The organism is Streptomyces sp. Je 1-79 (assembly GCF_025195125.1).
In the GTDB taxonomy this organism is placed as follows: domain Bacteria; phylum Actinomycetota; class Actinomycetes; order Streptomycetales; family Streptomycetaceae; genus Streptomyces.
The window spans coordinates 549,703-574,052 of record NZ_JAMGSL010000003.1 but is presented as its reverse complement, the minus strand read 5'-3'; the positions used below and the strand labels follow the sequence as shown (position 1 = coordinate 574,052).

Annotated in this window: 18 protein-coding genes; 11 read left to right on the top strand and 7 right to left on the bottom strand. The window is 73.0% G+C overall.

The features are described 5' to 3' along the window. Nucleotides 1–14: 14 nt before the first annotated feature. Genes M5362_RS07970 through M5362_RS07955 form a run of 4 tightly spaced genes read right to left on the bottom strand, consistent with a single transcriptional unit; the run spans nt 15 to nt 5,619 of the window. Nucleotides 15–635, bottom strand: a complete 621-nt coding sequence (locus M5362_RS07970; RefSeq protein WP_260226629.1) for a spherulation-specific family 4 protein — start codon at nt 633–635, stop codon at nt 15–17. Nucleotides 636–644: 9 nt separating this feature from the next. Further along, nucleotides 645–2,036 (bottom strand): hypothetical protein, encoded by a 1,392-nt coding sequence (locus M5362_RS07965; RefSeq protein ID WP_260226628.1) that lies wholly within the window; start codon nt 2,034–2,036, stop codon nt 645–647. After that, nucleotides 2,033–3,547 (bottom strand): GT4 family glycosyltransferase PelF, encoded by a 1,515-nt coding sequence (pelF, locus tag M5362_RS07960; RefSeq protein WP_260226627.1) that lies wholly within the window; start codon nt 3,545–3,547, stop codon nt 2,033–2,035. Before pelF ends, M5362_RS07965 begins: the two co-directional genes overlap by 4 nt. Nucleotides 3,548–3,579: 32 nt before the next feature. Further along, entirely contained in the window at nt 3,580–5,619 is a 2,040-nt protein-coding gene (locus M5362_RS07955) for a hypothetical protein (RefSeq protein WP_260226626.1), read from the bottom strand. A 325-nt stretch (nt 5,620–5,944) separates the two neighbouring features. Here M5362_RS07955 and M5362_RS07950 point away from each other — a divergent pair, with 325 nt between their 5' ends. The 6 genes from M5362_RS07950 (at nt 5,945) to M5362_RS07925 (ending at nt 15,902) form a co-directional block, all read left to right on the top strand. After that, complete coding sequence (locus tag M5362_RS07950; protein WP_260226625.1) at nt 5,945–7,459, top strand: leucyl aminopeptidase; 1,515 nt, start codon at nt 5,945–5,947, stop codon at nt 7,457–7,459. A 362-nt stretch (nt 7,460–7,821) separates the two neighbouring features. Then, on the top strand, nt 7,822–9,210 hold the full coding sequence (gene lpdA / locus M5362_RS07945; RefSeq protein WP_260226624.1) for a dihydrolipoyl dehydrogenase: 1,389 nt from the start codon (nt 7,822–7,824) through the stop codon (nt 9,208–9,210). Nucleotides 9,211–9,271: 61 nt separating this feature from the next. Beyond that, nucleotides 9,272–11,059: a 2-oxoglutarate dehydrogenase, E2 component, dihydrolipoamide succinyltransferase gene (gene sucB, locus M5362_RS07940; RefSeq protein WP_260226623.1), complete on the top strand. Its 1,788-nt coding sequence runs from the start codon at nt 9,272–9,274 to the stop codon at nt 11,057–11,059. 121 nt (nt 11,060–11,180) lie between these two features. Continuing rightward, nucleotides 11,181–11,804, top strand: a complete 624-nt coding sequence (locus M5362_RS07935) for a GntR family transcriptional regulator (RefSeq protein ID WP_260226622.1) — start codon at nt 11,181–11,183, stop codon at nt 11,802–11,804. Between the two features lie 382 nt (nt 11,805–12,186). Further along, nucleotides 12,187–14,892: a pyruvate dehydrogenase (acetyl-transferring), homodimeric type gene (gene aceE / locus M5362_RS07930; protein ID WP_260226621.1), complete on the top strand. Its 2,706-nt coding sequence runs from the start codon at nt 12,187–12,189 to the stop codon at nt 14,890–14,892. A 47-nt stretch (nt 14,893–14,939) separates the two neighbouring features. Next, entirely contained in the window at nt 14,940–15,902 is a 963-nt protein-coding gene (locus M5362_RS07925; protein ID WP_260226620.1) for a YafY family protein, read from the top strand. Here M5362_RS07925 and M5362_RS07920 read toward each other — a convergent pair. After that, nucleotides 15,893–16,813, bottom strand: coding sequence for an SDR family oxidoreductase (locus M5362_RS07920; RefSeq protein WP_260226619.1), 921 nt, complete (start codon nt 16,811–16,813; stop codon nt 15,893–15,895). The genes M5362_RS07925 and M5362_RS07920 overlap by 10 nt on opposite strands. 99 nt (nt 16,814–16,912) lie before the next feature. Here M5362_RS07920 and M5362_RS07915 point away from each other — a divergent pair, with 99 nt between their 5' ends. After that, on the top strand, nt 16,913–17,431 hold the full coding sequence (locus M5362_RS07915) for a DUF4240 domain-containing protein (RefSeq protein WP_260226658.1): 519 nt from the start codon (nt 16,913–16,915) through the stop codon (nt 17,429–17,431). A 125-nt stretch (nt 17,432–17,556) separates the two neighbouring features. Here M5362_RS07915 and M5362_RS07910 read toward each other — a convergent pair whose 3' ends face one another. Then, nucleotides 17,557–18,342 carry an SDR family NAD(P)-dependent oxidoreductase gene (locus tag M5362_RS07910; protein WP_260226618.1) on the bottom strand — a complete coding sequence of 262 codons (786 nt, stop codon included), beginning with the start codon at nt 18,340–18,342 and terminating at the stop codon, nt 17,557–17,559. 121 nt (nt 18,343–18,463) lie between these two features. Between M5362_RS07910 and M5362_RS07905 the strand changes: the two genes are divergently transcribed. From M5362_RS07905 to M5362_RS07895, 3 genes are all read left to right on the top strand, one after another. Then, nucleotides 18,464–19,111 (top strand): TetR/AcrR family transcriptional regulator, encoded by a 648-nt coding sequence (locus M5362_RS07905; protein ID WP_260226617.1) that lies wholly within the window; start codon nt 18,464–18,466, stop codon nt 19,109–19,111. A 110-nt stretch (nt 19,112–19,221) separates the two neighbouring features. After that, nucleotides 19,222–20,118 (top strand): TIGR01777 family oxidoreductase, encoded by an 897-nt coding sequence (locus tag M5362_RS07900; RefSeq protein ID WP_260226616.1) that lies wholly within the window; start codon nt 19,222–19,224, stop codon nt 20,116–20,118. A 165-nt stretch (nt 20,119–20,283) separates the two neighbouring features. Continuing rightward, complete coding sequence (locus tag M5362_RS07895) at nt 20,284–21,639, top strand: NAD(P)/FAD-dependent oxidoreductase (RefSeq protein WP_260226615.1); 1,356 nt, start codon at nt 20,284–20,286, stop codon at nt 21,637–21,639. Nucleotides 21,640–21,663: 24 nt separating this feature from the next. Here the strand turns inward: M5362_RS07895 and M5362_RS07890 are convergent, their stop codons facing one another. Continuing rightward, entirely contained in the window at nt 21,664–23,142 is a 1,479-nt protein-coding gene (locus tag M5362_RS07890) for a regulator (protein WP_260226614.1), read from the bottom strand. Between the two features lie 300 nt (nt 23,143–23,442). On the opposite strand from M5362_RS07890, the gene lipB reads away from it, so the two are divergent. Next, nucleotides 23,443–24,252, top strand: a complete 810-nt coding sequence (lipB, locus tag M5362_RS07885) for a lipoyl(octanoyl) transferase LipB (RefSeq protein WP_260226613.1) — start codon at nt 23,443–23,445, stop codon at nt 24,250–24,252. Nucleotides 24,253–24,350 lie beyond the last annotated feature (98 nt).

Below are 24,350 nucleotides of genomic sequence, written 5' to 3'. Positions count from 1 at the left end.
TCTAGGCCCTGTCGTCAGCCGACCGGCTGCAGGCCGTGCGGGAGCGTGCCCCACGGGTGGGTGCCGGTGCCCGGGACCGCGCAGTGGACGCGGGTCGTCGGGAGGGCGTCGTGGGGCGCCCCGTAGACCAGGTGGCAGTAGTGGTCGGCGACGGGCAGGTCGAGGCCGCGGTAGGAGTCCCAGGGGCCTTCGAAGGTGACCAGCAGGTCGGCGAGTTCGGCGTACCCGGGGTCGGGGTGGGCGCCGTGGTTGAGAACCAGCGTGCGGGCACCGGCGGCCCGGGCGGCGACCCCGATGCGGCGGACGTGGGCGAGGCCCTCGGGCGCCGTCGGCACCTGGTCGAGGAAGGCGCCGTCGGCCCCGTACCAGTCACGGTGGCGCAGCAGTTCGGCGACGACCTCGCCGTGCGGGCGGCGCCCGTACGCGGTGTCGGTGTAGCCGAGGACACGGACCCCGGCGGCGCGGAGCCGTTCCGCGACGGCGGCGAACGCGGGATCGGGGGCCGGTCCCGCGCCGTTCGCCGGGTTGAGGACGACGCCGTACAGCGAGGGCGCCGCCTCGACCACGGCGTCCCACGCCTCGGGCCGGTCGGCGGGGTGCTCGTAGAAGGGCACGAGGAGCGAGGGGTGGTTCACATGCCTTCCTCAGACACGGTGGGCGGTCGGGCGGACGAGAAGCGCGCAGGTCAGGACGGTGAGCAGGGCGGCGGCCACGGCGGAGACCGCCGGGCCCGACGTCGGGGCGAGGGTCTGGACCCCGGCGGCGAGCACGCACACCGCCGCCGCGCTGCGCACGGCACCGAAGGCCTGGAGCAGCAGGCCGAGCCAGAGCACCACCCCGACGAGCAGCAGTCCGAGCAGCCGTTCGCCGCCCAGCGCCTGGGCCCCCGGCCACAGCTGGGTGCCGGCGGCGGCCAGGGCGAGGAGGACGGCGAGATAGGCGCCGAGGCAGTGGGCGAGGTTCCCCGCCGCCGCGCGCCGGAACGCCCGGGCGGTGGTGAGCCTGCGCAGCCCGGCGAGGCTCCGGCTGCGGAAGCGGTGCAGCAGCCACTCGGCGGGCCCCATGGAGAGCGTGAGCGCGACCACGGGCCCGGCGCCCGTCACGAGGGCGTCGCCGGTCCCCGCGTACAGCACGAGCAGTCCGGTGCCGAGACCGAACAGGCCGTACGGGAGGGAGGCGGCCAGCGGGGGGCCCGAGCGGGGCCGTGGCGAGCGGCGGCCCGGGCGGAGCACGAGCGCCGCGAAGACGACCGCGGCCGCGAGGGAGAGGGCCGGCAGCCCGGCCCTGAGCGGGTCGGGAAGGTCGTACCAGAACGCGGGCACCGCCCCCAGCAGCGGTGACAGCGCGCAGAGCAGGGCGCGTTCGCGGCCGAGGACGAGCAGGACGGTCGCCGCGCCCAGGTAGAGCGACTGGCCGGCCGCGAAGAGCACGACGGGCCACTGGCCGGGGCCGGCGGCCGCGAAGGCGACCGCCGAGCCGAGGAGCGCGCCCGCCGGGGCGCCGAGGAGCAGGGCGCGGGCGGCGGCCCCGGGGTCGCCGAGACCGAGCCAGGAGTACGCGCGGTGGGACAGGGCCTGGTTCCACACCCACCCGGCCACGGCCCCCGCGAGCAGCGGAGCCGTGCCCGAGCCGACGAGGAGCGGGGCGCCCAGGACGTAGGCGAGCCCGGGCAGGGCGAAGACCAGGCCGCGCAGCAGACAGCCGCCGAGCCCGAGGTGCCACGGCCCGGCGGGCGCGGTGTCCGGCCGGGTGTGGTGGCGCTCCACGCGCGCGTAGATGTCCTCGGCCAGGGCGAAGGAGTCGGCGCGCCCGTAGGTGAGCCGTATGTGGTCGTCCGTCATGCCGTCGGACTCCAGGATCGCCGCTATCTCGTCCGGGTGCACCGCGTTCGCCGCCAGCGCGCGCAGCCGGTCGGCGAGTTCGTCGACGGGATCGACGGCGTAGGCCCCGTGCGGGGCGTCGGCGGCGCGCTGACGGGGGATCACCGGCAGGGTGTCGCGCATGGTGCCGTTCTTCAGCCAGAGGGAGCCGCTCATGACAGGGAGCCTCCGCCGACGAGTTCCGGGCGCCAGGGGTCGGTGAGGAGCGCCGTCCAGTCCTGCGCCTCCGGCGCGGCGGGGACGGGCCGGCCGGCGAGCTCGCGGTAGATCCGGCGGAAGCCGTCCACGGAGCGGTGCAGGGTGAACCGGTCGACCACCCGCTGCCGGGCCCTGCGCCCCAGTTCGGCCCGGCGCGCGCCGTCCCGCAGCAGCTCCGTGACGGCCGCGGCCATCACGGCCGGTTCGCGCGGCGGGACGACGAGCCCGGTGTCGCCGACGGCCTCGCGCACGCCGCCGACGTCGGTGGAGACCGTGGCCCGGCCGCAGGACATCGCCTCGATCAGGGAGAACGGGAAGCCCTCGCTGATCGAGGAGAGCATCACCACGCTCCCGGCCGCGTAGGCGCGGGCGACGTCGGAGACCCGTCCCTCGAAGGTGATGCCGTCGGTCACGCCCAGCTCGGCGGCGAGCTTCTCCAGCCGGGTCCGGTAGTCCTCGTTGCCCGCCGGGACCGGGCCGAACAACCGCAGCCTCAGCTCGGGCAGTTCGGCGCGGGTGATGGCGTACGCCCGGATCAGGGTCTCCAGGTCCTTGATGGGGTCGACGCGGCCGCACCAGCTGAGCGTGGGGACCTCGGGCTCGGGTCCCGCGTCGGGGAAGGCGGCCGGGTCGACGCCGTTGTAGACGGTCCGGATGCGGTCGACGGGGGCGCCGCCTCGCTCCTCCCACCGCCGGTTGTACTGGTTGCAGGGGGTGATGAGGTCGGCCTTGCGGTAGCCGAGGCTGTTCAGCTCGCGGTAGAAGCCGAGCATCAGGGCCTTGACCGGCCAGCGCTGGGCCTCGGTGCGGTAGCCGAGGTAGCGCTCGCGCAGGTAGATGCCGTGTTCGGTGAGCAGGAAGGGCACTCCTTCGAAGTGCTGGGCGGTCAGCGCCGGCAGGGTCGCGAGTCCGCTGGAGACCGCGTGCGCGACGCTGTCGTCGGGTATCCGGGCGGCGAGCGGGCGCAGCGCGTGTTCGAGGAGGTCGGTGGCGGTGAGCGCGTCGTGGACGGTGGGGCGGGCCGCGGCGGTCGGCAGGTGCGGCATGGTCCAGATCCACATCAGCGAGCGCAGCACCCGCTCGGAGCGCAGGGCGGCGGTGAGGCCGCCGCGCCGGGCCAGGTCGGCAAGCGCGTAGAGGCTCTCGCCGAAGTCGCAGCCGGCGCCGGGGTCGAGGATGGAGAGCAGGAAGCGCTCGTAGGTGTCGGTGAAGCGGCGGCGTTCACGGCCCCGTGGGGCCCGGCCCCGCTCCGGGGCGGAGCCCCAGAGCGGGAAGGCGGTGTGACGGTAGATGTTCGGCGGCAGCTCCCAGGTCACGAGTTCGCGGCCGCTGCCGGTGAGGGCGAGGATCTGGAAGTCGACCTCGGGCATGCCCCGGACGAGCTGGTCGCACCAGGTGCTCACTCCCCCGTGGACGTGCGGATAGGTGCCTTCGGTGAGCATGGTGACGTGACGGCCACTGCTCGGCATGTGCGTTTCCCCCAGAACGTACGGGCAAGTGGTCAGGCGGTCGGGAGCTTGAGCGTGATCGCGGACTGCAGGACCTCCGGCGCGGTCCACGCCGACCGCGCACCGGCGTAGGGCGTCCCGAACACCTCGGTGCCGAGCACGAGTTGCTTGCGCGTCCCCTCGGGCACGGTCATCGGGGCGGTCACCCCGGACGGCGCCTTGACGGTGACGGCGGTGCCGATGCGGTACGCGGTGACCTGGCCGGCCGCGAGCGCCCGGTCCCAGGCGGCACGACGGTCCAGCTCGACGCCGACCTCGCGCTGACGCGGGGTCACCAGCGGGGTGTTGTCGGCGAACAGGCCCCGGTAGTCGGCGAGGACCCGGTCGAGGACGGGGTAGAGGATGCGGTCCTCGGCCAGGTTGGACTGGTGGACGTAGTGCGGGCGCGGGTCGTTCGCCACCACGTGGGAGAGGGCCGTGCGGGCCTCCTGCGGGACGATGTGGGTGGCGTACCCGGTGGCGGTGTCGAGCGGTGCGGGCAGGCAGGTGGAGGCCGGGTTGGACTCGCAGATCCCGCTGCCGCCGTCGGCCCGCGAGGTGTAGACCCAGTTGTACTCGTCGGCCATCTCGGCCGCGGTCCCCACGTTGTAGTACACGTTCATGGGGTGGCGCGGGACGGTCTTCGCGGCGCCGACGGCGCGCTGCTGGGGCTCGCGGGAGTTGTCGCTGGCGATCCACCTGACGCCGTTGTCGGAGAGCGCGCCGGCCAGGTTGGGGTTGTCGACGGGCTGCTGCGGCCCGGTCCTGAGGCCCGAGTGCTCGCCGGTGACGAGCTCGGTGCGGTCGACGGAGATGCCCTTGGCGACGGCCCAGTTGTGGTTGTCGCGGATCTGCCCGGAGATCGTGCTCCGGCTCGTCCACCGGGTGGCTCCGGCAGCGGTCTTCGCGCACTGCCAGGGGACCGTGGCCGTGTTCTGGACGCAGCCGAGGAAGGGGTGGGTGTAGGTGTGGTTGATCCAGCGGTACTGGGCCCGGTCGGCGATCAGCCGGGTGGCGAGCGGGTCGGTGCCCCCGTGCTCGGTCTTCCACTGCTCGCCCTGGCCGCCGTTGTAGACCATGTCCATCGTGAAGCCGGCCGACTTCTGCCAGGCGGCGGCGTACGTGGCGTCGTCGGCGGTCATACGGATCGGGGCCTCGCCGGCCTCGCCGTCGCCTCCGGGGCAGTCGAAGTCGCCCGGGGTGCAGTTGCGGTCGGTGTCCCAGCGGGCGTCGGGGGCGAAGACGTCGTCGACGTGGACGGAGAAGTAGTTCCGGTTCTGGCCGAGGTGGATGCCCTGGGTGAGCCATGCGACGATGCCGCGGGAGAGGGCCCGGAACTGGCGCTGGTACTGGTTGTAGGCGAAGGTGACGACCAGTTCGCGACGGCCGTCGTGGGCGTACTCGCCGATCAGGCTGGCCCTTGCGCCGTCGGCACCGCCCTCGACGGGGATGTCGAGGTAGCTGGTGAAGCCCTCGCGCGGGCGGCCCGCGTACCCGTAGCTCTCGGAGATCGACGGGTCGTTGTCCTCGAAGGTCAGCGGTCCGTCGAGGTAGCCGAAGGGGCCGGCCTTGCCCGCGGCGGTGATGCCTGCGGAGGCCCCGTCGAGGGGACCGGAGAAGCCGCCCTCGTTGGTGTAGTCGAGTCCGACGCCGGGGTGGGACCAGGTGTAGGCGTCGACCTGCGGGATGCCAAAGGTCCGCTCGTACGAGACGAGCGCCGCCTGCTCGGCCGAGTCGGGTCCGAAGGCGGACTCGTGGGGCAGGACGACGCCCTGGTACTTGGCCCGGGGGCGCCCCGAGACGGTGTCGCTGAGGAAGGCCGCGTCGATGACCGGGCGACTGGAATCGGCCAGATCGACCCGGCGGTACGGAACGCCGGTGGAGCGCAGCTCGGCGGTGATCGCCTCCACGGCGCTGCCGCCGTCGTCGACGACCAGGACGGTGAGGTCGACCCGCGGGACGGGCGGCGCGGCGGCGCTCGCTCCCGCCGACGGCACGACGGTGGCGAGGAGCGCGGCCGCGACGAGAGTGGCCGTCCTGGCAGTTCGGGGCATGCGGGATCCAGCAGAGTCCATCGGTGTGGTGTCCCCCCTCGACAGGCCCGCCGGAGTGGGGGGACCTGTGGAGATGATGCGGATGATGCAAAGAGGCGGCTGCCGCCCTTGCGCGAATGAGCCGAGTGTGGACGAGCTCTCCGACCTTGAGGGGTAAACATGAAAGAGACACCACGGATGAGTGAATCACCGTCGCCGTGAGCGAACACGAAGAGCGAGCGTAGGCTCGTTCTCGGCGCTCTCCGGGCCGAAATACGATGCGGCGGGCACGGTCGGCCCATCCCTCGACCGCCACAGAACTCAATGGAAGCGAGATTTCACCACCGTGACTGCTCTCACTCTCAGCACTGCCGGCGCCGCGACGCTGCGCGCCGACGCCCTCGTCGTCGGTGTCGCGAAGTCCGGCAAGGGCCTGGTCGTCGCCCCGGGCGCCGAGGCCGTGGACAAGGCGTTCGACGGCAGGCTCGCCGCCGTCCTGGAGACCCTGGGCGCCGCGGGAGCCGAGGGTGAGGCCACCAAGCTGCCCGCCCCCGCCGGCCTGAAGGCCCCCGTCGTGCTCGCCGTCGGCCTGGGCTCCGCCCCCGAGGACGGCGAGACGTACGGCGCCGAGACGCTCCGCCGCGCCGCCGGTACCGCCGCCCGCACCCTGAACGGCGCCAGGAAGGCCGCGTTCGCGCTGCCGTTCACCGACCCCGAGGGCGCCGAGGCGATCGCCGAGGGCGCGCTGCTCGGTGCGTACGCCTACACCGCGTACCAGGAGAGCCGGAACGGCAAGGACGCCAAGAAGCCGCTGGCCGAGGTGGCCCTGCTCGGCGCCAAGCCGCGTGACAAGGCCTTCAAGGCCGCCGCCGAGCGCGCGCTGGCGCTCACCGAGGAGATCAACCGCGCCCGCGACCTGATCAACATGCCGCCGAACGACCTCTACCCCGAGACGTTCGCCGCCATCGTCACCGCCGCCGGCAAGGAGCACGGCCTCAAGGTGCAGGTGCTCGACGAGAAGGCGCTCGACAAGGGCGGCTACGGCGGCATCCTCGGCGTCGGCAAGGGAGCGGTCCGCGGCCCGCGCCTGGTCAGGATCGCCTACACCCACCCGAAGGCGGAGAAGACCCTCGCCCTCGTCGGCAAGGGCATCACCTACGACTCGGGCGGCATCTCCCTGAAGCCGGCCGGCCACAACGAGACGATGAAGTGCGACATGAGCGGCGCGGCCGCCGTCTTCGCCGCGGTCGTCGCCGCCGCCCGCATCGGGCTCGCCGTCAACGTGACCGGCTGGCTGGCGCTCGCCGAGAACATGCCGTCCGGCTCGGCCACCCGCCCCGGCGACGTGCTGCGCATGTACAGCGGCAAGACCGTCGAGGTCCTCAACACCGACGCCGAGGGCCGTCTCGTCCTCGCCGACGCCCTGACCAGGGCCTCGGAGGAGAACCCGGACGCGATCGTCGACGTGGCGACCCTGACCGGCGCGATGGTGCTCGCCCTGGGCAACCGGACCTTCGGCATCATGGCCAACGACGACGACTACCGCACCGCGATCCACGAGATCGCCGAGGAGGTCGGCGAGCAGTCCTGGCCGATGCCGCTCCCGGCGGACCTGCGCAAGGGCATGGACTCCCCGACCGCGGACATCGCGAACATGGGCGAGCGGATGGGCGGCGGCCTGGTCGCCGGTCTGTTCCTCCAGGAGTTCGTCGGCGAGGGCATCACCTGGGCCCACCTCGACATCGCGGGCCCGGCCTTCCACGAGGGCGCGCCCTACGGCTACACCCCGAAGGGCGGCACCGGATCCGCGGTCCGCACCCTGGTGAAGCTGGCCGAGCGCACGGCCGACGGCGAGCTCTGACCGTCCCCCGGGTTCGTCCCCGGTCGTCGCGGCCCCCGGGAATCGCCCCGGGGGCCGCGGCGTGCCCGTCCTCCGCGGAGCCCGTCGTGGAGCCGCCGCCCCAAGGGGCCGTTGCGCTCTCGACGAAATCCGTAGGTTCGTACGCCGCTGTTACCCGCCCGTACGGACGATCGCCCGGTCTCACACACCGGCCCCGCGTCCCGCCTCCCGGCAACAAGTGCGAAGATGGGTTCTCGGCAGGACAGGGCCCCCACCACAGGGCCGAATAAAAAGCGGCCGAACACCAGCCGACCGGCCGGTCAATCCCCCCGGATTCGGGACGGGGTGCCCGGCGCCCGGCGCACATGCATGGAGGACGTGACGTGGCGAACGACGCCAGCACCGTTTTCGACCTAGTGATCCTCGGCGGCGGTAGCGGCGGTTACGCCGCGGCGCTGCGCGGAGCGCAGCTGGGCCTGGACGTCGCACTGATCGAGAAGAACAAGCTCGGCGGCACCTGCCTGCACAACGGCTGCATCCCGACGAAGGCCCTGCTCCACGCCGGCGAGGTCGCCGACCAGACCCGCGAGGCGGAGCAGTTCGGTGTCAAGGCCTCCTTCGAGGGCATCGACATCAAGGCCGTCCACAAGTACAAGGACGACGTGATCTCGGGCCTCTACAAGGGCCTGCAGGGTCTCGTCGCCTCCCGCAAGGTGACGTACATCGAGGGCCACGGGCGCCTCTCCTCCCCGACCTCCGTCGACGTGGACGGCCGCCGCGTCGAGGGCCGTCACGTCCTCCTCGCCACCGGTTCCGTACCGAAGTCGCTGCCGGGCCTGGAGATCGACGGCAACCGGATCATCTCCTCGGACCACGCGCTGACCCTGGACCGCGTCCCGGAGTCCGCGATCATCCTCGGCGGCGGTGTCATCGGCGTCGAGTTCGCGTCCGCGTGGAAGTCCTTCGGCACCGACGTCACGGTCATCGAGGGCCTGAAGCACCTGGTCCCGGTCGAGGACGAGAACAGCTCCAAGCTTCTTGAGCGCGCCTTCCGCAAGCGCGGCATCAAGTTCAACCTCGGCACGTTCTTCCAGTCCGCCGAGTACACCGACAGCGGCGTCAAGGTCACGCTGGCCGACGGCAAGACCTTCGAGGCCGAGGTCCTGCTCGTCGCCATCGGCCGCGGCCCGGTCTCGGCCGGTCTCGGCTACGAGGAGCAGGGCGTCGCGACGGACCGCGGCTACGTCCTCGTCGACGAGTACATGCGCACGAACGTGCCCACGATCTCGGCGGTCGGCGACCTCGTCCCGACGCTCCAGCTCGCCCACGTCGGCTTCGCCGAGGGCATCCTCGTCGCGGAGCGCCTGGCCGGTCTGAAGACCGTTCCGATCGACTACGACGGTGTGCCCCGGGTGACGTACTGCCACCCCGAGGTCGCCTCCGTCGGCATCACCGAGGCCAAGGCCAAGGAGATCTACGGCGCGGACAAGGTCGTCGCCCTGAAGTACAACCTGGCGGGCAACGGCAAGAGCAAGATCCTGAAGACCGCGGGCGAGATCAAGCTCGTCCAGGTCAAGGACGGTGCCGTGGTCGGCGTCCACATGGTCGGTGACCGCATGGGCGAGCAGGTCGGCGAAGCGCAGCTGATCTACAACTGGGAGGCGCTGCCGGCCGAGGTCGCGCAGCTCATCCACGCCCACCCGACGCAGAACGAGGCGCTCGGCGAGGCGCACCTGGCGCTGGCCGGCAAGCCTCTGCACTCCCACGACTGACACTCACGTCATCACGGGCGCGACGACCACTTTCCGCAATTCGTTAGGAGCAACTGAAACCATGCCGGTTTCCGTAACCCTGCCGGCGCTCGGCGAGAGCGTCACCGAGGGCACCGTCACCCGCTGGCTCAAGGCCGAGGGTGAGCGCGTCGAGGCCGACGAGCCGCTGCTCGAGGTCTCGACCGACAAGGTCGACACCGAGATCCCCGCCCCCGCGTCGGGCGTCCTCGCCGCCATCAAGGTCGCCGAGGACGAGACCGTCGAGGTCGGCGCCGAGCTCGCGATCATCGACGACGGCTCCGGTGCGCCGGCCGCCGCCCCGGCCGCCGAGGCCGCCCCCGCCGCCGAGGCCGCTCCGGCCCCGGCGCAGGAGGCCCCGCAGGCCGCCCCGTCCACCGAGGCCCAGGAGCCGGCTCCGGCGCCGACCGCCGAGGCGGCCTCCGGCGGCGGTTCCGCCGAGGGCACCGACGTCGTCCTGCCGGCGCTCGGCGAGTCCGTCACCGAAGGCACCGTCACCCGCTGGCTGAAGTCGGTCGGCGAGACCGTCGAGGCCGACGAGCCGCTGCTCGAGGTCTCGACCGACAAGGTCGACACCGAGATCCCGGCCCCGGCCTCGGGTGTCCTCCTGGAGATCGTCGTCGGCGAGGACGAGACCGCCGAGGTCGGCGCCAAGCTGGCCGTCATCGGTGCCGCGGGTGCCGCTCCGGCCGCCGCCCCGGCCCCGGCCGCCCCGGCTCCCGCCGCCGCCCCGGCTCCGGCTCCGGCCGCCCAGGCTCCGGCCCCCGCGGCTCCGGCTGCCCCGGCTCCGGCTCCGGCCGCTCCGGCCGCCGCTCCGGCTCCGGCCGCGCCCGCCGCCCCGGCCGCCGCTCCGGCTCCGGTCACCCCGGCTCCGGCCGCCCCCGCCGCCGCACAGCCGGCGGACGACGGTGCCTACGTGACCCCGCTGGTCCGCAAGCTCGCCTCCGAGAACGGCATCGACCTGGCGTCCGTCAAGGGCTCCGGCGTCGGCGGCCGGATCCGCAAGCAGGACGTCCTCGCGGCCGCCGAGGCCAAGAAGGCCGCTCCGGCCCCCGTCGCCGCCGCCCCGGCCGCCGCGCCGAAGGCTCCGGCCCTGGAGGTCTCCCCGCTGCGCGGTCAGACCGTCAAGATGACCCGCATGCGCAAGGTCATCGGCGACAACATGATGAAGGCGCTGCACGGCCAGGCCCAGCTGACCTCGGTCGTCGAGGTCGACATCACCAAGCTGATGCGCCTTCGCGCGCAGGCGAAGGACTCCTTCGCCGCCCGTGAGGGCGTCAAGCTGTCCCCGATGCCGTTCTTCGTGAAGGCGGCGGCCCAGGCGCTGAAGGCCCACCCGGTCATCAACGCCCGGATCAACGAGGACGAGGGCACCATCACGTACTTCGACTCGGAGAACATCGGCATCGCCGTGGACTCCGAGAAGGGTCTGATGACGCCGGTCATCAAGGGTGCGGGCGACCTGAACATCGCCGGTGTCGCCAAGAAGACCGCGGAGCTCGCGGGCGCCGTCCGCGCCGGCAAGATCACGCCGGACGACCTCGCCGGTGCGACCTTCACGATCTCCAACACCGGCTCGCGCGGTGCGCTGTTCGACACGATCATCGTGCCCCCGAACCAGGTCGCCATCCTGGGCATCGGTGCCACGGTCCGTCGCCCGGTCGTCGTCAACCACCCGGACCTGGGTGAGACGATCGCGATCCGCGACATGACCTACGTCGCCCTCTCCTACGACCACCGCCTGGTGGACGGCGCCGACGCGGCCCGTTACCTGACGGCCGTCAAGGGCATCCTCGAGGCCGGCGAGTTCGAGGTCGAGCTCGGCCTGTAGGTCGAGGTCGGGTTGGCAACGTAACAAGCCTCACCTGCGGCGCCCCCGCCCGGAAGTGTTTCCGGGTGGGGGCGCCGCCGTATTGTCTTGAGTGTCAACGCGTCCCTTAAGGAGCGGCTTCATGAGCGTGCCCGTCGTCCACTCGCTGCGCGAACAGATCCGCGAGCACATCGTGGAGGGCATCGTCAGCGGCCGCTGGAAGCCGGGCGAGCGGATCGTGGAGCGCCGGATCGCCACGGAGCTGGAGGTCAGCCAGACGCCGGTGCGCGAGGCGCTGCGGGAGCTGGAGTCGCTGCGGCTGATCGAGTCGTCCCCCAACAAGGGCGTGCGCGTACGGAATCTGACGGCGGCGGACCTGGAGGAGAGCTACCCGGTCCGGGCCGGTCTGGAGCAGATCGCGGCGGAGCTGGCGGCGAACCGGCTCGCGGCCGACTGCTCGACCCTGGAACCGCACGTGGCGGCCCTCTACGAGGCGGACCGGGCGGCCGACGGGACGGCGCAGGTGCGGCACACCGTGGGCTTCCACCGCGAGTTGGTGAAGGCCGCCGGGAACAGCGTTCTGCTGCACACCTGGGAGGGGCTGGGCATCGAGGTCTTCACGGCGCTGTCCATCCGCTGGCTCGGCACGGTCCAGAAGTCGTACGCGGAGGAGCACCAGGAGCTCGTGGAGGCCTTCCGCCGCGGCGACCCGCAGATCGGCGCCCTCGTCAAGGCCCACGTCCTCGGCTGCGCCCCGAGGGCCTAGTCCTCGGCTGCGCCCCGAGGGCCTGGCGACCTGAGCCAGAGGCCTGCCGGCCTCGGCCCCTGAGCGCGGAGCCCGGAGCACGGCCCGTCCGACGCCGGCAGCACCCCCGTACCCGATGAGCGGGCCCCACCGAGGGGGTCCGCTCATTCGTGCGAGAGGGCTCTCATTCGGCTCCCCACCTGCGAAAACGAGGCACCCGGTGCCCGATTTCGCGGCACCCTGTGCCGACTTTCTCGATCTGGAGAGGTTTTCTCCCTGGAACCTTTGATCGATCATCGATCGTCGGCTTACAGTCTTCGGCGGGCCGCTACCCGGCCCTTCGCCCTGTCCTGCCAGACAAGGCACCCCTTCTCCACCCCCATCTGTCCGGAAGGCGGCGATCATGACCGATCCCGTAGGCAAGATTCCGAGTGAGCTCGACCAGCTCCCGGACCGTGACACCGAGGAGACCGCCGAGTGGGCGGCCTCCCTGGACGCCGTCACCAAGGCCGCCGGCCCGCACCGGGCCGCCTACCTGATGCGCCGCACGCTCCAGCACGCCGAGGGCGCGGGCCTGGCCCTGCCCAAGCTGCTGGAGACGGACTACGTCAACACCATCCCCACCTCCGCAGAGCCGGCGATCGACGGCGACGAGGAGATGGAGCGCCGGATCACGGCCTGGAACCGCTGGAACGCCGCCGCCATGGTGACCCGCGGCGCCAAGCACGGCGTGGGCGGCCACATCGCCACCTTCGCCTCGGCCGCCTGGCTCTACGAGACCGGCTTCAACCACTTCTTCAAGGGCAAGGAGTCCGGGGACGCCGCCGGCTCCGGCGACCAGCTCTACATCCAGGGCCACGCCTCCCCCGGCATCTACGCCCGCGCCTTCCTCGACGGGCGCCTCACCGAGGCCCACCTCGACAACTTCCGGCAGGAGTCGGGCGGCAACGGTCTGCCCTCCTACCCGCACCCGCGCCGCCTCCCCTGGCTGTGGGAGTTCCCGACCGTCTCGATGGGTCTGGGCCCGCTCTCCGCCATCTACCAGGCGCGCTTCAACCGGTACCTCACCAACCGCGGCATCAAGGACGTCTCGTCCTCGCACGTGTGGGCGTTCCTCGGCGACGGCGAGATGGACGAGCCCGAGTCGACGGCGGCTCTCGCACTCGCCGCCCGCGAGGGTCTGGACAACCTGACCTTCGTCATCAACTGCAACCTGCAGCGCCTCGACGGCCCGGTCCGCGCCAACTTCAAGATCGTGCAGGAGCTGGAGGCCCAGTTCCGCGGCGCCGGCTGGAACGTCGTGAAGTCGCTGTGGGGCAACGCCTGGGACGAGCTCTTCGCGCTCGACACCAACGGCGCCCTCGTCCGCCGCCTCCGCGAGGTCCCGGACGCGCAGGTCCAGACGTACCAGACCCGCGACGCCGCCTACATCCGCCAGGACTTCTTCGGCTCCGACCCCGCGCTCGTCGCGATGGGGCAGCTGCTGAGCGACGACAAGATCCTGGAGTGCTTCCACCTCTCCCGCGGTGGCCACGAGCCGCGCAAGGTCTACGCCGCGTACAAGGCCGCCGTGGAGTTCAAGGGCGCGCCGACGGTGATCCTCGCGCAGACCGTGAAGGGCTTCACCCTGGGCGAGGGCTTCGCGTCGAAGAACGCGAACCACCAGATGAAGAAGCTCAGCACGGACGAGTTCAAGGCCATGCGTGACCTGCTCGACCTGCCGATCTCGGACGCGCAGTTCGTCGACGGCGTGGTGCCCTACGGCCACCCCGGCGCCGACTCCCCCGAGGTCCGCTACCTCCAGGAGCGCCGCGCGGCCCTCGGCGGCCCGGCCCCGGCCCGCCGTGTCCAGCCGCTCGCCCCGCTCCCGGCCCCGGCCGAGAAGGCCTTCGCCGCCTTCGACAAGGGCTCCGGCTCGCAGTCGATCGCGACCACGATGGCGTTCGTCCGTCTGGTCAAGGACCTGGTCCGCGACAAGGAGACCGGCAAGCGCTGGGTCCCGATCGTCCCGGACGAGGCCCGTACCTTCGGTATGGAGTCGCTCTTCCCGTCGCTCGGCATCTACTCGCCGAAGGGCCAGACGTACGAGCCGGTCGACCGCGACCAGCTGATGTACTACAAGGAGGCCGTCAACGGCCAGATCCTCAACGAGGGGATCACCGAGGCCGGTTCCATGGCCGACTTCATCGCCGCTTCCTCGTCGTACGCGACGCACGGCGAGGCGATGATCCCGTTCTACATCTTCTACTCGATGTTCGGCTGGCAGCGCACCGCCGACCAGATGTGGCAGCTCGGCGACCAGCTCGGCCGCGGCTTCCTCGTCGGCGCGACCGCCGGCCGTACGACGCTGACCGGTGAGGGCCTCCAGCACGCCGACGGCCACTCCCCGGTGATCGCGGCGACCAACCCGGCCGCCCTGACGTACGACCCGGCGTTCGCCTACGAGGTCGCGGCGATCGTCAAGGAGGGTCTGCGCCGGATGTACGGCGAGGCCGCCGAGGGCGAGGACCAGAACGTCTTCTACTACCTCACGGTCTACAACGAGCCCATGCCGCAGCCCGCCAAGCCGGCCGGGGTCGACGAGGGCATCATCAAGGGCCTGTACCGCTTCAACACGGCGGAGTCGGCCGGCCTGGACCTCCCGGCGAACGCCTCGCGGCTCCAGCTGCTCTCCTCCGGTACGGCCATCCACTGGGCCCTGGAGGCGCAGAAGCTGCTCGCCGCCGAGTGGGGCGTGGGCGCCGACGTGTGGTCCGCGACCTCCTGGACGGAGCTGCGGCGCGACGCGCTGGAGGCCGACGCGGCGCTGCTGCGCGGCGAGGAGCGGACCCCGTACATCCGCAAGGCGCTGGAGGGTGTGGAGTCCCCGGTCCTCGCGGTCTCGGACTACATGCGCCAGGTCCCGGACCAGATCGCGCAGTGGGTCGAGCAGGACTGGTCCTCGCTCGGTGCGGACGGCTTCGGTCTGTCGGACACGCGTGACGCGGCCCGCCGCCACTTCGGTGTCGACGCGCAGTCGATCGTCGTCGCGGCCCTCGCCCAGCTGGCCCGCCGCGGCGAGGTCCCGGCCTCGGCCGTGAAGGAGGCGCGCGAGCGCTACGGCCTGTGACCGCGAACCGAGCCTGAGAAGACCGCCGCGGCACGCATGATGGAGTCATGCGTGCCGCCCGGCTGATCAAGATGGTCCTGCTGCTCCAGTCCCGTCCTTCGATGACGGCGGCCGAACTGGCCGAGGAGCTGGAGGTGTCCGAACGGACCATCACCCGCGATGCCCTCGCCCTCTCGGAGGCGGGGGTTCCGGTGTATGCGGACCGGGGCAGGGCAGGCGGCTACCGGCTGATCGGCGGGTACCGCACCCGGCTCACGGGCCTGGCGCGCGGCGAGGCCGAGGCGCTGTTCCTGTCCGGCCTGCCGGGCGCTCTGCGGGACATGGGCCTGGAGGACGCGGCCTCGGCGGCCCGGCTGAAGGTCTCCGCGGCGCTGCTGCCCTCGTTGCGCGACGCCCCGGACTCGGCGGCACAGCGCTTCCTGCTCGACGCTCCGGGCTGGTACCAGGAGCCGGAGACACCGGAGTTGCTGGCGCCGGTCGCGGAGGCGGTCTGGGACGACCGGACCCTCTCGGCCCGCTACCGGCGCGGCGATCGCGAGGTGGAGCGCGACCTCGCCCCGTACGGACTCGTCCTGAAGGCGGGTGTCTGGTACCTGTGCGCGCGTTCCGGTACGGCGTTCCGTACGTACCGGGTGGACCGCTTCACGGCCGTCGCCCTCACCGAGGAGCGCTTCGTACGGGACGAGGGGTTCGATCTGCCGGCGTTCTGGGCCGAGCGCGCGGCGGAGTTCGCCCGGTCGATCCTGCGCGCCGAGGTCGTGCTGCGCCTCTCGCCGGCGGGCGCGCGCCGGCTGCCGTACGTGACGGACCGCGCGGCGGCCGAGGAGGCGCTGGCGGCCGGCTCGACGGACGCCGAGGGCCGTGTGACGGCGACGCTCCCCGTGGAGAACGAGGAGGTCGCCTTCGCTCAGCTGCTCTCCCTCGGCCCGGAGGCGGAGGTCCTCGGCCCGGAGTCCCTGCGGGGCCGCTTCGCCGAGGCGTCGCGGGCGCTCGCGGAGCTCTACCGGTAGCCCTCCACGGACAGGTTCTCGTCCTTCTCCTTGGCGAGCATGAAGCCCCAGGCGTCCGGCTGCGAGCCGTCGGCGTCCGTGAAGCCGTACTCCTTGGCGAGCCGCCCGCTGTCCAGCGACCGGCCGTTCCAGCGGGCCCGGTCGGGGTCGGCGGCGAGGGCGGCGACGGCGCGGCCGACGTAGAACGGGGACTCGGCGACCTCGAAGCCCGGGACCTTCTCGATCGCGTCCCGCCAGTTCTCCTCGGTCACGCCGAAGGCGGCCAGCATCTGCTCGGAGCGCAGCCAGCCCGGGGTGAGGCAGACGGCGGTGCCGCCGACGTCCTTCAGGTCGTGGGCGAGCGCGAAGGCCATCCGGATCGGGGCGTTCTTGGTGAGGTCGTAGAAGAAGTTCTCCCGGAACCGGGTGTTGTACTCGCTGGTGCCGTCGGTGACCTCGACGACGAGTCCTCCCGGATTGCGGATCAGCAGCGGAAGCGCCAGGCGCGAGGTGATGGCGTGGGTCCGCACCCCGAGCTCCATCATCCGCAGACCGTCCGTCAGGTCGGTCTCCCAGATCTTCTGGCCGAACTTGAGCAGGTGCTCGCCGCCCCAGACGTCGTTGACCAGGATGTCGAGCCGGCCTCGCTCCCGGTCGATGCGCGCGACGAGCGCCTCGACCTGGTCGATCTCCAGATGGTCGGTGGGCACGGCGATGCCCTCGCCGCCGGCCGCCGTCACCAGCTCGGCCGTCTCCTCGATGGTCTCCGTCGTCCGGCCGACCTCGCTGACCTTCTCGCGCGTGGTGCGTCCGGTCACGTACACCGTGGCGCCCGCCGCGCCCAGCTCCACGGCGATACCCCGTCCCGCGCCGCGTGTGGCGCCCGCGACCAGTGCGATCCTGCCGCTGAGCGGCTTCGTGTGCGTCGTCATGGAACGAGCGTGACAGGAAAGTACGACATCTCCTGTCCGGTTTGATTTTGGCTGTTTCCGGGTGCGTCGCCCTTCCCCAAGGTCGATGCTTGGTCCGTGATGGACGAGACGGAGTTCTGGGAGATCATCGACTCCACCCGCGAGGCCGCCGAGGGCGACCCCGAGGAACACGCCGACCTGCTGGTCGAGCGGCTGCTGACGCTCGACCCCGACTCCGTGCTCGACTTCGCCCGCCACTTCGAGGCCCGCTACAACCGCGCGTACCGCTGGGACCTGTGGGGCGCGGCGGCGGTGCTGCTCGACGGGGCGGGTGACGGCGCGTTCGACTACTTCCGCTGCTGGCTCATCGGGCAGGGCCGTGAGGTCTTCGAGGGCGCGGTGCACGACCCGGACGCGCTGGCCGAGCTGCTGGAGGAGTTCGACGAGGAGATCGACGGGGACGGCGAGGAGCTGGGGTTCGCCGCCGACGAGGCGTACGAGCAGCTCACCGGTGCGGAGGCACCGGACCTGGGCATTCCGCCGCAGCCCGCGGAGCCGGAGGGCGTCGCCTTCGACCTGGAGGACGAAGCGGGGCTCGCGGAGCGCTACCCGCGGCTGTGGGAGCGCTTCGGCTCCTAGGCCCTGTCGTCAGCCGCGCTCCTCGGCCGGCCCGTACGGAGGAAGAGGTACGGACCCGGGGGCCGTCCCACCCCGGGTCCGTACCGGTCTGTCCGACCGTGGATCGTGTCCGTGCCGGCCGGTCGTCAGAAGTGGGTGCCGCCGTCGACACGGACCTCGGTGCCGGTGATGAACCTGCCGTCCTCGGAGGCGAGCATCGCGACGACGCCGGCCACCGTCTCGGGGCCCGCGAAGCCCTCGCCGATGGCCGGGGCGAGCTTGGCGAAGAGCGACCAGTCGGTGTCCTCGGGCAGGCCGGGGCCGGTGGACTGGCGGCTGGCACCGGAGCCGTCGGTCATGCCTGAGGAGATGGAGCCGGGCTGGACGGCGGTGAAGCGGATGCCCTGCTTGGCGTACTCGGCGGCGAGCGCGTGGGTCATGGACTGGATGCCGCCCTTGCTGGCCGCGTAGGCCGCCATGTACGGGTGGGCGAACACCGCCGAGGTGGAGGAGAAGTTCACGACGGCGGAGCCGTTGCCCTCCAGGAGGGCGGGTATCGCCTCACGGATCCCGAGGAAGGTGCCGGTCAGGTTGATCCGGACGACCTGCTCGAAGGCGTCGAGGGTCGTCTCGTGGGTGTGCGAGGAGCGCAGGATGCCGGCGGCGTTGACCAGTACGTCCAGGCCGCCCAGGGCCTCGACGGCGGCGGTGACGCCGGCGCGTACCGAGGTCTCGTCGGCGATGTTCACGACGAGCGTCGTCAGCCGCTCCGCGTGGGCACCGGCCTTGACGACGGTGTCCTTGAGGCCGTCCTCGCTGATGTCGGCGGCGACGACGGAGCCGCCCTCGGCGAGCATGCGCAGCACGGTGGCCTGGCCGATGCCGGAGCCGCCACCGGTGACCAGTACGCGGCGTCCTTCGTAGCGGTTCATGTCTGTCCGACCTCTCGACGGCGAGTCTCTCGATGCACGGCACACCGTACGCCTTGGTGGCACACTTTGCCACGGTTGCATGAAATGCATGGTCGGCAGGGGCGGGCGTACCCTTCGTACGGTGAGCACCAAGCCCTCCTCCAAGCCCGCCTCCCTGACGGAGCGCCGCAAGGCGGCCACCCAGCTCGACATCGCGCGCGCCGCGGCCGAGCTCTTCACCGAGCGGGGCCCGGACGGCACCACGGCCGAGGACATCGCCCTGCGCGCCGGGGTCGCGCTGCGCACCTTCTACCGCTACTTCCGCTCCAAGCAGGACGCCGTCGCCCCGCTCCTGGCGGGCGGCGCGGACCGCTGGCGGGAGTCGCTCGCGGCGGCCGAGCCGGGCTCGACGGTGCCGGCCGCCCTGGAGCGGTCGATCGCCGAGGCGCTCGCGGCCGCGGACGAGGAGGCCGCCGAGGGGCTGCGCTGGACGCGCGGGCTGCTGCGGGCGGCGGCCGAGGACCCGGCGCTGCGGGCGGTCTGGTACCGGGTCAACCAGGAATCCGAGGAGAAGCTGCTGGCCGTCGTGGCGCAGCTGGCGGGGCCCGGCGCCGACCCGCTGGAGGTACGGCTCGCGGCCGCGGCGGCCACGGACGCGATCCGGGTCGCCCTGGAGGCCTGGGCCGAGACGGACGCGCCGGTCCGCGGAAAGGGCGCGCCGGCCGAGCTCGCGGTGCGCTGCCTGCGTGAACTGATGGGTGGAATGGGGCCGTTGACGCCCGGAAGCTGAGAAGACGGCTTCCAGTCCGCCCTCCGCCTCGGGGCGGTCGCGCGGACCCGCGTGGAGGCCGTCGTACGGGAGCCGTGTCGCAGAGCGGCCGGTGGGGGCAGGATGGGCCCATGCAACGCTCCCGCATCGCCGTCACCGGCGCCTCCGGACTCATCGGCTCGGCCCTGGTGCGCTCCCTGCGCGCCGACGGCCACCACGTCTCCCGCCTGGTGCGGCGGCCCGCCCGGACCGCGGACGAGGTCGAGTGGGACCCGGCGCGGCTGTACGTGGACGCGGCGGGGCTCGTCGGCGTCGACGCGGTCGTGCACCTGGCGGGCGCGGGGGTCGGCGAGCGCCGCTGGAGCGAGGCGTACAAGCAGGAGATCCGCGACAGCCGCGTGCTCGGTACGCGGGCGATCGCCGAGGCCCTCGCGTCGCTGGCCGAGCCGCCGAAGGTCCTGGTGTGCGGCACGGCGCTCGGCTACTACGGCGACACGGGCTCGCGCGCGGTGGACGAGAGCGCGCCCGCGGGCGAGGGCTTCCTGCCCTCGGTCTGTGTGGAGTGGGAGGCCGCGGCCGCCCCAGCCGAGGAGGCCGGCATCCGGGTCGCGTACGCCCGCACGGGGCTCGTCGTGGCCGCCGAGGGCGGGGCGTGGGGCCGGCTCTTCCCGGTCTTCCGCGCCGGGGTCGGCGGGCGGATGGGCGACGGCCGGCAGTACTGGAGCTTCATCTCGCTCCACGACGAGGTGGCCGCCCTGCGGCATCTGGTCGACACGGGCTCCCTCGCGGGACCGGTGAACCTGACCGCACCCGAACCGGTCACCAACCGGGAGGTGACGGCGGCGATGGGCCGCGTCCTGCGCCGGCCGACGCTCTTCGCGGTCCCGGCGCCGGCGCTGCGCCTGGCGCTCGGGGAGTTCGCGGCGGATGTGCTGGGCAGTCAGCGGGTGCTGCCGAGCCGTCTGTTGGAGTCGGGGTTCGATTTCGCGTTCCCGACGATCGACGAGTCGATCCGGGCGGCGGCCTGACGCCTCGCGGTGCGACCCCGTGCTGCGTGCACCCCTCTGCGCGCCGCTGGCGCGGGCGGGAGCGGCTGCCGGAGGCTGGCAGGCCCTGAATGCGAACGTGGGCATTCCGGGGGCCGGTTGGGGGCATAGGCCTCCCACCAGCCGCGCCGACCTGGGGAGGGGCACGTGCTCAGTACCGCACGCCATACGGATGTCGTCACGGACGTCGTCATTGTCGGGGCCGGGATCGCGGGGCTCGCGGCCGCGCACCGCCTGACCAGCGCAGGTCTCGGGGTCACGGTCCTGGAGGCCGGCCCGAGGGTCGGTGGCCGGATGGTCACCGACGAGTTCGACGGCTTCCGGCTCGACCGGGTCGGGCAGCCGCTCACGACCTCGTACGCGGAACTGCTCCGTACGCGAGGGCTCGCGGGGGTGGCGCTCAGGCCGTTCGCGCCGGGGGCCCTGGTGCACAGCGACGGCCGGTACGCCAAGGTCGGCGAACCGTTCCCGCACGCGCCCTGGCGCGCGGGGCGGGGGTCCCCGCACGCACCCCGGCGCGTGGGGGGAGCTTTCAGCGTGGCGCGCGCCCTCGCGAGCGCCCCCCGCAATCCGGCGGCCTCGCTGGACCAGGCGCGGCTGGGCGCGTCGCTGGCGCGGCTCGCGGCGACGCCGGCGCAGCGGCTGCTGGCCCGCCCGGAGCGGACCGCCCGCGAGGCGCTGACCGCCCGACTGCCGGCCCGTACGGTCCAGGGGGTGCTGCGGCCCCTGGTCGCGGCGCTGCTCGGCGACCCGGACCTGAACACCTCCAGCCGCTACGCCGACCTGGCACTGCGCGCCTTCGCACGGGGGCGCCTGTGCGTGCCGGAGGGCGGGTCGGGGACGCTGCCCGAGCTGCTCGCGGCGTCGCTGCCGCCGGGCACGGTACGTACGGGGGTCCGGGTCACGGACGTCGCGATCGACCGGGTCGAGACGGCGGAGCACGGGGTGTTCGGCTGCCGCTCGGTCCTTCTGGCGACGGGGGCGTGCACGGCGGCGGAACTGCTGCCCGGGCTGCGCGTGCCCGCCTTCCACTCGGTCACCGTGCTGCACCACACGGCCCCCGAGGCGCCCGCGACCGACCCGGTCCTGGTCCTGGAGTCGGACCCCGGCGGCCCGGTCGCGCACACGGCCGTCATGAGCGCGGTCGACCCCACACGGGCGCCCGCCGGCCGGGCCCTGGTCACATCGACGATCCTGGGGACCCCGCCCGACGACGTGGAGCGCCGGGTGCGCAAGCACCTCGCGACCCTGTACGGAGTGTCGACGGACGAGTGGGAGCTCCTCGCACTCCATCACACCCCCGAGGCGGTCCCCGCGATGGAGCCGCCCCACGACCCGCGCCGCCCGGTCCGTCTGCTCGCCGGCCTCTACGTCTGCGGCGATCACCGGGACACGTCCACACCCCTGGGCGCCCTGAACTCCGCCCACCGCGCGACGCACGCCCTCCTGACGGACCTGGGCGTCCGCGTGCCCCAGAGCGCCCCGGCGGAGGCGGCGGCGTAGGAACCGGCGGACGGGGGCGGGACGTCAGCCGATCGCGGCCACGCGGTCGCGGTAGGTACGGACCGCCGCCGCGTCGCGGTAGGGCTCCAGGCGGCGCTCGAAGTCGCGGACGTACTCCAGGGCGCGGGCCGAGCGCATCTCGGAGGCCTGCTGGGCGGCTTCCGCGCCCAGGGCGCACGCCTGGTCCAGTTCACCGAGGCCGAGTCGGGCCGAGGCGAGGACCACGCGGCAGAAGAGGCGGCTGCGCACGAAGCCGGGGGATCGGAGCTGGAGGGAGCGTTCGGCGTGTTGCGCCGCGGCCCGGTACTGCTGGAGGTCGCGGTGGCAGTGCCCGAACTCGTCCGCGAGCTGCGCCTCGTCGAAGGGGCGCGCCCAGTACGGCACGTCGTCCCCCGGCCTGGCCGCTTCGAGCGCCCGCTCCGCCCGTGCCAGCGCGGCGCCGCACGCCCGCGCCTCGCCGAGCACACCGTGGCCCCGCGCCTCCACGGAGTACAGCAGGGCCTGGACGACCGGCGGCGCGGCCGAGCCGACGCCCTGCTGGGCGACCCGGGCGAGCTGCACGGCCTCGCGCCCGTGGCCGAGGTACACGGCCTGCCGGCTCATCGTGATCAGGACGTACGAGCCGTACGCCCGGTCCCCCGCCGCCTGCGCGAGCCGCAGCGCCTGGACGAAGTACCGCTGGGCGAGTCCGTGCGCCGCGATGTCGTACGAGGTCCAGCCCGCCAGCCTCGTCAGGTCGGCCGCCGCCGCGAAGAGCCTGCGGCCGACCGTCTCCCCGTACGTGCCGCGCAGCATCGGCTCGGCCTCGTGCTCCAGGTAGCGCACGAGCGCCTGGCGGGCGTGGCCGCCGCCGTAGGCGTGGTCGAGGCTGCGGAAGAGTTCGCCGACCGAGCGCAGCGCGGCGATGTCGCCGCTGGTGACCCGCTGCCCGGGCCCCCGGTCCGTACCGCGCTGCCGGGGCACCGACGGCCGGCCCTGCGGCGGGACGCGGGCGTCCTGCGCGAGCCGGCCGTCCGCGCCGAGCCGCCCGTTCGGCGCCGCCGTCTCGCCGCGCGCCACCCGCTCGTCGGCCCGGCCGATCAGCCAGTCGCGGCTCGGGACGACCAGCCCGGCCGGGGTGAAGGCGATCTTGCGGAGCTCCGCGTGGCTGCCGGAGTCCTTCCGCCACAGCCCGCTGACGATGTCGACCGCCTCTTCGGGCGTCGCCGCGAACTCGAGGCCCGCGTAGACGGGAGCGCAGGCGTCCAGACCGAGGTCCTGCGCGGAGAGACGGCGGCCCAGGCGCCGGGTGAAGACCTCGGCGATCAGGGCGGGCGTGGTGCCGCGCGGCTGCTGGCCGCGGAGCCAGCGGGTCACGGAGGTCTTGTCGTACCGCAGGTCGAGTCCGTGCTCCAGGCCGAGCTGGTCCACCCGTCTCGCCAGGCCCGCGTTGGAGAACCCGGCCTCGGTGATGAGCGCGGCGAGCCGGCGGTTCGGGATGCGCTGCGGGGGTCGTTCCGTCATCAGCTGTGCGGTCTCCTGCCTTCCGGGCCCGGGTGGAAGCCCGCGTGGACCCTCATGGAACGGCGTGAATTTAGCGGCCCTCACCGCCCATACCGCCTCCTTCGTCCCACATTCATCCGATCGTGTGAGGATTGAGGGCGCCGCTGACGGGACATCCCCGCTCAGGGGCCCGCCCCACCTGCCGGACCGGTGTCGCCGGCTCCGCCGTACAGTGGCATGGGCGCGAACGACGCATGGTGCCGCGCCGGCCCCGGGACGATCCCCGGAACCCGGCACCGGCACCCAGGAGGAGGCACTGCCGTGAGTGAGCTGCGATTCGTCCGTCTGGGCTTCGGCGACGACGCCGTCGAGTACCAGGTGGCCTGGGACAAGCAGCGCGAGGTGCACGCCGCCCGGTTCGCCGACGAGATCACCGACACCTGTCTGCTCCTGGAGCACCCGCCCGTCTACACCGCGGGTCGGCGCACGGAGGACAGCGAGCGCCCCCTCGACGGGACGCCCGTGGTGGACGTGGACCGCGGCGGGAAGATCACCTGGCACGGCCCGGGCCAGCTCGTCGGGTACCCGATCATGAAGCTGCCCCGCCCGGTCGACGTCGTGGCGCACGTCCGCCGCCTGGAGGAGGCGCTGATCCGTACGGCCGCCGAGTTCGGCGTGGAGACCACCCGGATCGAGGGCCGCAGCGGCGTATGGGTGCTGGGCGACCCGGTCGAGCAGCGTCCGGCCCTCGGCGGTCTTTCGCTCGACTTCGACCCGCGGCTGAGCGACCCGGAGTTCGATCCGCGGCTCAACGGCCCGGAGTACGCCCCGTCCAACGCCGGGCAGCGCCGCGAGGACCGCAAGCTGGCCGCGATCGGCATCCGGGTGGCCAAGGGCGTCACGATGCACGGCTTCGCCCTGAACGTGAACCCGGACAACGTCTGGTTCGACCGGATCATCCCCTGCGGGATCCGGGACGCCGGCGTGGCCTCGCTCGCGGGCGAGCTGGGCCGGGACATCACGATCGAGGAGGTCCTGCCGGTGGTCGAGAAGCACCTGCGGGCGGTCCTGGAGCACGCGGAGCTGAAGCCGCGCGTGGTCGAGCGCGAGTCGGCCGCCACCTCCGCCTAGGGAATGCCGGGCTCTGGCCACAGGTTGCCCAGGCGTAAACAAAACCGCATGAACAACGGGCGTACCCTGGTGTGCGCCGAAGAATCGAAGCTACAGGG

Bases quoted from the DNA above. Each gene is read 5' to 3' on its own strand.
- M5362_RS07965 (WP_260226628.1), bottom strand. From the start codon at position 2,036: ATGAGCGGCTCCCTCTGGCTGAAGAACGGCACCATGCGCGACACCCTG.
- aceE (WP_260226621.1), top strand. From the start codon at position 12,187: ATGACCGATCCCGTAGGCAAGATTCCGAGTGAGCTCGACCAGCTCCCG.
- M5362_RS07910 (WP_260226618.1), bottom strand. From the start codon at position 18,342: ATGAACCGCTACGAAGGACGCCGCGTACTGGTCACCGGTGGCGGCTCC.
- M5362_RS07920 (WP_260226619.1), bottom strand. From the start codon at position 16,813: ATGACGACGCACACGAAGCCGCTCAGCGGCAGGATCGCACTGGTCGCG.
- M5362_RS07915 (WP_260226658.1), top strand. From the start codon at position 16,913: ATGGACGAGACGGAGTTCTGGGAGATCATCGACTCCACCCGCGAGGCC.
- sucB (WP_260226623.1), top strand. From the start codon at position 9,272: ATGCCGGTTTCCGTAACCCTGCCGGCGCTCGGCGAGAGCGTCACCGAG.
- pelF (WP_260226627.1), bottom strand. From the start codon at position 3,547: ATGCCGAGCAGTGGCCGTCACGTCACCATGCTCACCGAAGGCACCTAT.
- M5362_RS07890 (WP_260226614.1), bottom strand. From the start codon at position 23,142: ATGACGGAACGACCCCCGCAGCGCATCCCGAACCGCCGGCTCGCCGCG.
- M5362_RS07935 (WP_260226622.1), top strand. From the start codon at position 11,181: ATGAGCGTGCCCGTCGTCCACTCGCTGCGCGAACAGATCCGCGAGCAC.
- M5362_RS07900 (WP_260226616.1), top strand. From the start codon at position 19,222: ATGCAACGCTCCCGCATCGCCGTCACCGGCGCCTCCGGACTCATCGGC.
- M5362_RS07925 (WP_260226620.1), top strand. From the start codon at position 14,940: ATGCGTGCCGCCCGGCTGATCAAGATGGTCCTGCTGCTCCAGTCCCGT.
- M5362_RS07955 (WP_260226626.1), bottom strand. From the start codon at position 5,619: ATGCCCCGAACTGCCAGGACGGCCACTCTCGTCGCGGCCGCGCTCCTC.